The 9,756-nt window shown below is 51.8% G+C and carries 9 protein-coding genes; 8 read left to right on the forward strand and 1 reads right to left on the reverse strand.

Going from position 1 to position 9,756, the window contains the following annotated elements:
* From NZ772_07505 to nadB, 8 genes are all read left to right on the forward strand, one after another.
* On the forward strand, nt 1–709 hold a 709-nt coding region (locus tag NZ772_07505), incomplete at its 5' end, for a penicillin-binding transpeptidase domain-containing protein (protein ID MCS6813403.1).
* Between the two features lie 348 nt (nt 710–1,057).
* Nucleotides 1,058–1,729 carry a MotA/TolQ/ExbB proton channel family protein gene (locus NZ772_07510; protein ID MCS6813404.1) on the forward strand — a complete coding sequence of 224 codons (672 nt, stop codon included), beginning with the start codon at nt 1,058–1,060 and terminating at the stop codon, nt 1,727–1,729.
* Nucleotides 1,707–2,114 (forward strand): biopolymer transporter ExbD, encoded by a 408-nt coding sequence (locus tag NZ772_07515; GenBank protein MCS6813405.1) that lies wholly within the window; start codon nt 1,707–1,709, stop codon nt 2,112–2,114. The genes NZ772_07510 and NZ772_07515 overlap by 23 nt, the downstream gene beginning before the upstream one ends.
* 53 nt (nt 2,115–2,167) lie before the next feature.
* A complete protein-coding gene (locus NZ772_07520) occupies nt 2,168–3,463 on the forward strand; it encodes a TonB family protein (GenBank protein MCS6813406.1) in 1,296 nt (431 codons plus the stop codon).
* Between the two features lie 11 nt (nt 3,464–3,474).
* On the forward strand, nt 3,475–4,500 hold the full coding sequence (locus NZ772_07525) for an iron ABC transporter permease (GenBank protein ID MCS6813407.1): 1,026 nt from the start codon (nt 3,475–3,477) through the stop codon (nt 4,498–4,500).
* Nucleotides 4,497–5,399, forward strand: coding sequence for an ABC transporter ATP-binding protein (locus NZ772_07530; protein MCS6813408.1), 903 nt, complete (start codon nt 4,497–4,499; stop codon nt 5,397–5,399). Before NZ772_07525 ends, NZ772_07530 begins: the two co-directional genes overlap by 4 nt.
* A 605-nt stretch (nt 5,400–6,004) precedes the next feature.
* Entirely contained in the window at nt 6,005–6,451 is a 447-nt protein-coding gene (gene psbU, locus NZ772_07535) for a photosystem II complex extrinsic protein PsbU (protein MCS6813409.1), read from the forward strand.
* Nucleotides 6,452–6,630: 179 nt separating this feature from the next.
* The gene (gene nadB, locus NZ772_07540; GenBank protein ID MCS6813410.1) at nt 6,631–8,298 is read left to right on the forward strand and encodes an L-aspartate oxidase; all 1,668 of its coding nucleotides are present in this window, start codon (nt 6,631–6,633) and stop codon (nt 8,296–8,298) included.
* 29 nt (nt 8,299–8,327) lie between these two features.
* Here the strand turns inward: nadB and carB are convergent.
* Nucleotides 8,328–9,756 (reverse strand): carbamoyl-phosphate synthase large subunit (carB, locus tag NZ772_07545; protein ID MCS6813411.1); only part of this gene is annotated, 1,429 nt, incomplete at its 5' end.

A 9,756-nucleotide genomic window follows, 5' to 3' on the forward strand; every position in this document is an offset into this window, starting at 1 on the left:
CGCAGCCTTAGAGCAGGGAATTTCTCCCAACACTACCTATCCTTGTACCAGCCTCAACTGGTCTGGACAAATCTTCGCTGGGTGTCGCTCTGGAGGGGGCAGCCAAGACCTATGGCAAGGATTAGCCCAGTCAGAAAATGTGATAGCCCTACGAGTGGCCCAGGAGGTGGGACTGCCAAGGGTAATTCAGACGGCGCGGCGATTAGGCATCCAGTCTGAGCTACGAGCTACCCCTGGCTTAGTGTTGGGAGAAAGTGAAGTCACACCCTTAGAAATGACTGGAGCCTTTGCAGTGCTAGCCAATCGAGGTGTTGCCCACCCTCCCCATGCAATTCGGCGCATTCTGGATGGTTCTGTCTGCGGTCAGCGCGATGACCCCAAAACCTGCCGTTTAATCTATGACCAGGCCCTAGACCCAGAGAGCCAGCGCACTGTCTTGGCTCCACAGATTGCCGATACCATGACCCAAATGCTGGAGGGCGTTGTTCAAGGGGGAACAGGGCGGAATGCTGCCCTTGGTTCTGTTGCTGTAGCTGGCAAGACTGGCACCACCAATAACAATGCCGATTTGTGGTTTATTGGCTATATTCCCAGCCAGTCCTTGGTTACAGGGGTATGGTTAGGAACTGACGAACTAACCCCTACCCGTGGTAGTAGTGCTCTAGCGGCATCCCTCTGGGGCGATTACATGCACAAACTTGTGAATTGATGAGGTAAACTCTTGCGTTCATCTAGCTTGCTCGAATTCATTGAGCCTAGAGGTGATTTTTGATCGGTAGGGCAAGTCTGTGAACCAGCTAATAAGAATCTTTCTTCAAAAGAAAATTTGCCTACTAATTTGCCTACTAAGGTTGCATCTAGTCTCCAGTTATTGATGTCTCTCAAGTAAGTTCTAGATTTCCACTTCGCGATTTGATGGGTTGATTAGCACAACTACTTGCAAACTAGTCTCATTAAGCTATATAGTTTTCAAGAATCGTAAAAATAACTTGATGTTGACTAGTCTGCTTCAGGCCTGTACTGGAGTTGCTTATTCTGCGCGATAAGGGGCAAAATCATGCAAAGATTAGGTGAAACTCTAGCAGCAGCCGGGATTGTGGCTATTCCGTTGCTGATTTTTTCCATTGTGGCGATCGCCCTCATTACTGAGCGCATTGTGTTTTGGTATCGCATCAATCGCCGTCAGACTAAGGTAGTGCGAGAGTCGCTGGCTCTTTATCGCCAAGATCCATCCCTTGCCCAAGAGAAGTTAGAACAAAATGTGGATTTGCCTATTGCCCGCATTTTTCTAGAAGCCATGTCCCTAGAAGATGCAGAGCCAGATGAACTAGCTTTGGCCATTGATGGTGCAACTCAGGCGGAGGTGCCTGTCATCAAACGGTTTAATAACGTGTTCGATACGATCGTTACCCTGTCTCCCCTTTTAGGATTGTTGGGCACCGTGCTGGGATTAATTCGTTCCTTTGCGGCTCTCAACCTAGGTGACATTGGCGGCACCAAGACTGTAGGGGTTACGACTGGCATTAGCGAAGCCTTGACCTCAACGGCCTTTGGATTGATTGTTGCGGTGGTTACGCTGTTTTTTGCCAATACCTTTCGTGGATTCTATCTGCGGCAACTGGCGATGATTCAGGAATACTCTGCCGAGTTAGAGCTTCTCTATCGCCGCCGCCGGAAGCAACTACAGTCATCTCTGGAGGTGTCCTATGCGACGACGCTTGATCGTTGAGCCAGAGGCACCGCCTCAGATCAACATTGTGCCGATGATTGATGTGATTTTTGCGATTCTCACATTTTTCATCATGTCTACTCTGTTTCTGGGTCGGCTTGAAGGGTTAACTGTAAACCTGCCTAAGGCCCAGTCTGCTAAACCCCAAAAGGCTGTCCGGGCGACCGTTACCCTCAATAAAGACGGTGGACTGTATCTGAACAAATCTCCTATTCAAGTTGATGCCCTATCTCAGTCGGTGCGGCAGTTAAGCGAACCAGGCAAGGATCTGGTGGTGGTGCTGAATGCTGATGGCGAAGTGACCCACGATCGGGTAGTGGCTGTGATTGATCAAATTCGCCAGATTGAGGGGGCCAAGCTAGCAATTGCTACGCAGAAACGCTGACGATCGTTCCTTTTCAACGACCTTTACTCTTCCTGTATTCCTCCTGAGTTACTATGAATTCCCTAACCAGCGTTGTCCAACAGCGACAAAAAGAACAACGAGCGCTCAGGCTTTTCCTCGCTAGCAGTTTAGCTGGCTCGTTGGTTTTCCATATTGGAGCTATGAGCCTGCAAGTCAAGAATTGGTGGGATGTGAATTTGCAGCCTGACGAGACTGATGAAACCGAACTAGTGGTGGAAGATTTAGCCCCAGAGGAGCCAACCCTGAAGGAGCCGATCGCCGAAGTACCACCTCCAGACGTAGACCTTCCCCAAGCGGTGGCGTTTGTGCCAGAAGAACCGGCATTTGTGCTAGAGGAACCGCTGTCTCCGGTGGTTCCTGCTGCCCCAGTTCTCAAGTCTGTTGGTGAAGATGCACCCACGAAAGAGCCGCCTGCTACTACAGGTGACCCAGTTGCACCCTTGGCTAGTGCATCGGGCGACACGGCAGTCCCTCAACTCAGAACGGGTTCTATCACCAGTCCCACTGGCACTGGCAGAGGGTTTGGCAATGCTGAGCAGTCTACAGGGTTGGTACCCAGGGGGCTACCAGAGGGTAACCCTGGGGATAAGCCAGTACAGACGGCTACTAGCACAATACCACTACCACCTCCGGTTCAGCCTAGTCGATCCCAGGAACCTGTTTGCATTAGTTGCCCTAAGCCTGCTTATCCAGGAACGGAAGCTAGCCCTAGGGTGGAACTAAGGATTCGTCCTGATGGTACAGTTGATGTGCGACTACGGCGATCGAGTGGCAATCCTGAGGTGGATCGAGCTACCCTAGAAACCATGAGACAATGGCGGTTTGACCCCCAGACAGTTCCTCCGGAAGGAGTTAGTCGCCGTGTGCGCGTCACTTACGAAGAAGAAGGGTCAGCCTTTCAACGAGAAAATGAACGTCGTCGGCGCTTAGAAGCAGAGCAACGGGCAGCCGAGCAACGCCGCCGGGAAGAAGCTCCCAGACAACAGCCGCTCAGTACTACTCCGTCTGCCCCCGTGACTTCTCCGTCTGCCCCCGTGACTTCTCCTGCAAAGCCAGCCCCTGTAACCTCTCCTGCAAAGCCAGCCTCTGCAACCACAACTCCAGCTTCAGTGAGTGCTCCTACAGCGGTTCCCAACCATTCAGCACCGGCTGCTCCCGCTCCTGCGGAAGCATTGCCACCTGCTCCTGTGGAAGTATTACCACCCCCTCCACCAGAACCCGCCCCTGTGGCAGCACCTCCCCCTGCACCAGTGGAAGCGCCACCCCCACCCGTGGAAGCAGCATCGCCACCCGCCACCGCACCCGCACCTGCCTCATCTGGTAGTTGAGTTCATGAATTATGATCAATCGACAAACTTGGTTTCAGTTGCTAGTTCCGTCTAAAGAGCATCCCTTACCAGCGCTGGTTGGGTTGGCTGGAGTGTTGCTATTGACCATGATGGTGGCGCTCTGTCAAGGAGCTGTTAATCTCAGTTTGCAGCAGTTCTGGCAAGCCCTGTGGCATCAAGGTGACCCGTTACCCCAAACCATTATTTGGGAATTGCGGCTTCCTCGCATTGTGGTGGCATTGACGGTGGGGTCTGCCTTAGGACTCTCTGGGGCATTGTTGCAAGGGATGCTACGAAATGGGCTGGCAGATCCGTTTGTGTTGGGAATCTCTGCGGGGGCTGGCTTGGTAGCGATCGTCCTGATCACCCTCAATGTGCTGACCCTGTGGGTACCCCTGGGAGCTTGGGTGGGCGCATTGTTTACGGCGACGGTGGTGTATGGTTTGGGCTACATTGGGGGAGGACTAGCGATCGAACGCCTGGTGCTAGCTGGAGTCGCTATTAGTTCCCTCTTTGGTGCAGTGCAGACTACTCTGCTGTTGCTAGCTGATGATGGTCGTGTTCAAGCGGCATTAAACTGGCTGATTGGCAGTCTGAATGGGCGAGGCTGGTCAGATATGTCCATGGTAGGCCCCTATGTGGCGATCGCGCTGGTGGCTGGTTGCCTGCTAGCTCGTCCGTTGAACGTGCTGAATCTAGGAGATGACTTGGCAGTTGGTCTAGGCACCTCGTTGTTGCGATCGCGACTATTGATCGGTGCAACTGCTAGCCTGCTAGCCGCGAGTGCCGTCAGTATGGCCGGGTTAATTGGCTTTGTGGGGCTGGTTGTCCCTCATGGGGTTAGGCTCTTAGTTGGGTCTGACTATCGGTGGATTCTGCCCCTGTCGGCCCTAGGGGGAGCTTGGGTGCTCACTTTTGCCGACTTGATCTCCCGGTTGGGGGCTATTGAATTGCCGGTCGGGGCGGTCACCGCTCTCCTCGGTTCCCCGCTATTTATCTGGTTGCTCTATCAGCGGAGCCGGAGCAAGGTAGCATGAACAACAATCAGCAGGTAGATTGGCACCCTCAACAGATGATGCCTCCAGGCTGTGTACAAGATCAACAATCCCAACTGCAAGGGACAGACCTGCTAGTGGCGCAAGGGCTAACAGGCGGCTATTTTCATCAGGCTATCGTCCACGAGATCTACTTGTCTTTGCAATCGGGAGAATGGCTAAGTCTAGTCGGAGCCAATGGATCGGGCAAGTCAACCCTGCTGCGCCTGCTCAGTCGGATTCTGGCCCCTCAGAAGGGAGTTGTGTTGTTGGATGGAAAAGCAATTCATCATCAGTCTCCCCAAACTGTCGCCCGCCAGCTAGCCATTTTGCCCCAACAGTCTATGGTTCCAGCCGGACTCACTGTGCGTCAGTTGGTGAGTCTAGGCCGGACTCCCCACCAACCTTGGTGGCAATGGGAGCTAACCGCAGCAGATCATCGCCATGTGGACGGGGCGATCGCCCAGACCCAACTGGAGGCATTTCAACATCGCCCTGTGGAGCAACTATCTGGTGGAGAACGCCAGCGAGCCTTCTTGGCTCTCGCCTTGGCCCAAGCTCCCCAAGTCTTGTTGCTAGACGAACCCACTACCTTTTTGGATATGCACTACCAGTTGGAACTGCTGGAGTTACTCAAGAAATTGAATCAACAACAAAACCTTAGCATTATCACTGTTTTGCACGATGTCAACTTAGCGGCTCGTTACAGCGATCGCATTGCGATGCTACGGCAGGGGAAACTAGTGGCGATCGGCTCGCCTAGCGACGTAATCACCCCAGACAACCTGCGTGAAGGCTTCGGCGTAGAAGCAATGATCTTAACCACGCCAGTAGGATTACAAATTTGTCTCTTACCTCCTAACGGTGTTTCGGCTCGATGTCGTGATAGCCCCAAAGGGTAATGCAGCAACACTAACCTTACCCTCAATCTAAGTTGTGGCTTGCAATTTCTGTCCAGTTGCTCTACCAACAATTCACAGACGTTGCCACCTCACCGACAAGCGCCATCTTGTCCCCATCTTATCGACCTGATAATCGACCCTATCCTTTGCCCAGGGATATTGCCTATCTGGAACCTATCTCCTCTTACTGCTTGAGAAATCTAGCCTGTCAGATCTCTACAGCTACCCACAAGTCTGTCAAAAGTTCGTAGTGAGAAGCCTAGTCCATAGAGCAAGCCAAAGTTCGTAGTAAGAACTTTAGTCCTCATAGCTGAAGTTCGTAGTGAGGACTTTAGTCCTCATAGCTGAAGTTCGTAGTGAGGACTTTAGTCCTCATGGCAAGCTCTAAGTGAGACTTGACAGCATTTCTATCAATGGAGGACGCAGAATAGCACTGAATCGATCGGATCAGTCACCCTAAACGAGACAAATCAGCAATAACCCACAACAAAGTCGCAATTCGGTGTACCTTGGTAGGCTAAGATTTTAGGGGATTGGGAATTAACAAGCCCAATATTTTAAGAACTATTACATCATTGATTGCACTTTTAGGGAGGTCTGGAGCAATGAAGCGCTTTGTAAGCTGGTTAGCAGTTCTAAGCATAGTAGTAGGCTGCTTGGGATGGTTGACACTACCTCAAGGCGCTCTGGCGGCTGAATTGAGGGGTTCAATTCTGTCTCCATTTACAGGGGCTGTGGTACTGGCTGCTGAAGAGGTAGTACCCCGCAATGTGATGGATGACAAGCTGAAGACAGAGTTTGGCAAAAAGATTGATTTGAACAACACCAATGTGCGGGCATTTTTAGACTATCCAGGACTGTATCCTACCCTGGCAAGGCTGATTATCAAAAATGCTCCCTTCGAGAAAGTTGAAGATGTGCTGTCCATACCCGGTCTAACCGATCGGCAAAAGGAGATCTTGAAAAAGAATTTAGACAACTTTACAGTTACTGCTGCAGAAGCAGCCCTAGTTGAGGGCGGCGATCGCTTCAACAACGGCATCTACAAATAGCTGCATTAACGCCGTATTAACCTAGCCGGTGAGTCATACTGGCTATTAGTGCTGAATTCACTTGTATAGCAAGCAGCATGATGGAAGAGTTGCAATAGTGCTCTTCCATCTTGTTTTTGGGAGCTACTTAGGCTAATCCAAACCAATCATCAATGTTAATTACTAACGACTCCTGACCGATGACCAATGACCGATCGTTTGATGTAATTGTTGTGGGGGCTGGAGCGGCTGGACTATACGCTGCATTGTGCTTACCTCAATCCTTGCAAGTTGGCTTGATTTCCAAAGAGCCACTGTCTCTGTCGGCGAGTGACTGGGCACAGGGAGGAATTGCAGCGGCGATCGCTCCTGATGATTCCCCAGAGTTACATATTGCCGACACCCTAAAGGCAGGAGCCGGACTATGTGAGCCAGCCGCCGTGCGGTTTTTAGCAGAACAGGCCCCTGCTTGCATTCAGGCCTTGGTCGATCTGGGGGTGGCCTTTGATCACCATGGTGCCAATCTAGCCCTCACCCTAGAGGCTGCTCATTCTCGGCGGCGTGTGCTTCATGCGGCTGACACTACTGGTCGGGCTGTGGTCAGTGTGTTAGCTCAGCAGGTAATCAAGCGTCCCAATATCCAGGTATTGTCGCCTGCCATCGTCATCGACCTGTGGATAGAGGCTGATCGCTGTCATGGTGTCTATCTGGCTTACCAACAGCGTTTGTACTGGCTCCAGGCTAATGCTGTTATCTTGGCAACGGGTGGCGGGGGTCAAGTGTTTGCCCACACCACTAACCCTGCCTTGAGCACAGGTGATGGTGTAGCCATGGCATGGCGATCGGGCGCTTGGTTACGAGACTTAGAATTTGTCCAATTTCATCCCACAGCCCTGGCCAAGCCCGGTGCTCCCCATTTTCTGATCAGCGAAGCTGTGCGAGGTGAAGGAGCACACCTGTTAGACCATACTAATCACCGCTTTGCCTTTGACTATCATGCTAAGGGTGAACTAGCTCCTCGTGATGTCGTCAGCCGTGCTATTTTCAGCCATTTACAGCAAACGGGAGCATCCCATGTTTGGTTAGACTTGCGCCCTATTGCTCCAGACAAAATCCAATACCGCTTTCCTAACATCATTCGAGTTTGCCAAGCATGGGGCGTGGATGTGTTTCGTGAACCTATACCCGTCAGCCCAGCCGCCCACTACTGGATGGGGGGTGTGGCCGTAGATCATGTCCGCACCTCTATTCCAGGGTTGTATGCCGTTGGAGAAGTTGCTAGCACGGGTGTGCATGGTGCCAATCGCTTGGCAAGTAACTCATTGCTGGAATGTATTGTATTCGGTGCCTGCTTGAAGACAGAGATGGAAGACCTTAAGTGGTTAGAACCCAAGCAGCAGCCTCCGGTAAGGGTGCAAGATGATGTAGACATCGACAAGAGCAACATAACTAGCGACTTAACTAGTGACATAACTGTGGTGCAAGAGCTGCGATCGACCCTTCCAGAGTTGGTTTGGCAGAGTGCAGGCATCTGCCGTACGGGCAACCAGTTAACAGCCGCGATCGACCAAGTAGCTCAATGGCGACAGGTATTCGCCAACTTAGCCCTAACCCGCAGGTTAACCACGATCGCAACCCCCACTGAGTTAGGGACGGTTGGGTTGACAGATTCTCAGGTGCGGCTCTGGAGTGAAACCCGCAACCTACTGGATATCAGCTATTTGATTCTTGAAAGTGCTGCGTTTCGCACAGAAAGTCGGGGGGGACATTTCCGGAGCGATTACCCAACCCCCCAAGCTGACTGGCAAGTTCACACGTTGATTCATCACCATCACATTACCAAATCACCTCCCATCCCGATGGCATAGCCTTTGCCAAGTGTTCACAGGTTTCCATCTTACGGTTGAAAATAGTCTTGCAATGCTTTTACCGTTAAGGATTGAGTTTGTAGGGAACGAATAGCACTTGCTGTCGCTCTAGCACCAGCGATCGTCGTAACGATCGGAATTTTGTAGGCCAAGGCGGTGCGCCGAATGAGACGACCATCTGCCCGTGCTTCTTCCCCAGAGGGAGTATTCAGGATAAGCTGAATCTGATTACTCTTGATCAGGTCAAGCACGTTGGGGCGGCCTTCGTGGAGTTTCAGCACCAGTTCTACTGCTAGTCCCTGCGCTCGCAATGCCTTGCAGGTGCCATCGGTGGCAATCAGGGTAAAGCCCAATTCTAGAAACTCCTTAGCAACAGGCACAATTGTAGCCTTGTCTCGATTACTAACGGTTAGCAACACTGCCCCCGACAAGGGCAACTCTTGAGAAGCAGCTAGCTCCGCCTTGGCAAATGCGATGCCAAAGCTAGTGTCAATGCCCATGACCTCACCCGTTGACCGCATTTCTGGCCCTAGGATGGTATCCGTACCAGAAAACTTGGCAAAGGGCAGCACAGCTTCTTTTACTGCTATGTGACGGGGGATTATCTCCTGGGTAAAGCCTAGCTCTGACAGAGTTTTGCCAGAGGCGATGCGGGCGGCAAGCTTGGCCAAGGGCACACCGATCGCCTTAGAAACAAAAGGTACTGTCCGTGATGCGCGAGGATTAGCCTCCAAAATGTAGACCTGCTCACCTTGGATAGCAAACTGAATATTGATCAGACCAACCACACTAAGGCGCTTGGCCAGTTGTATCGTCCAGGTGCGGATAGTGCTCAGAACAGCATCAGACAGGGAGACCGTTGGCAAGGAACAAGCAGAGTCTCCAGAGTGGATCCCAGCTTCTTCGATGTGCTCCATGATTCCCCCAATAACGACGTGACCCGTGTGGTCGGCGATCGCATCAACATCTACTTCGATGGCGTTTTCCAAGTATTTGTCCACCAAAATCGGGTGATCAGGTTCCACTTGTACGGCGTAGGTCATGTAGTGCTCCAGCTCAGCATCGGAATACACAATTTCCATGGCTCGACCTCCTAGCACGTAGCTAGGGCGGACAACAACCGGATAGCTGATTTTCTGAGCAACTGCTAGGGCTTCTTCTACACTACGAGCAATGCCGTTAGCGGGTTGAGCAATTCCTAGCTCTTTCAGGATGGCTTCAAAGCGCTCTCGGTCTTCAGCCGTGTCAATAGAGTCAGGAGAGGTGCCCCAAATTTTTGTGGGGATGCTTGATCCTTCCCTAGCAGCGCGTTCCAAGTAGGTTTGTAGAGGCACAGAGAGCTTTAAGGGTGTTTGTCCACCAAATTGAATGATTACCCCTTCTGGGTGCTCCGCTTCGATGATATTCAGAACATCCTCTTTGGTCAGGGGTTCAAAATAGAGGCGATCGCTGGTGTCA

The sequence above is a fragment of the Cyanobacteriota bacterium genome, from assembly GCA_025054735.1.
Lineage (GTDB): Bacteria > Cyanobacteriota > Cyanobacteriia > SKYG9 > SKYG9 > SKYG9.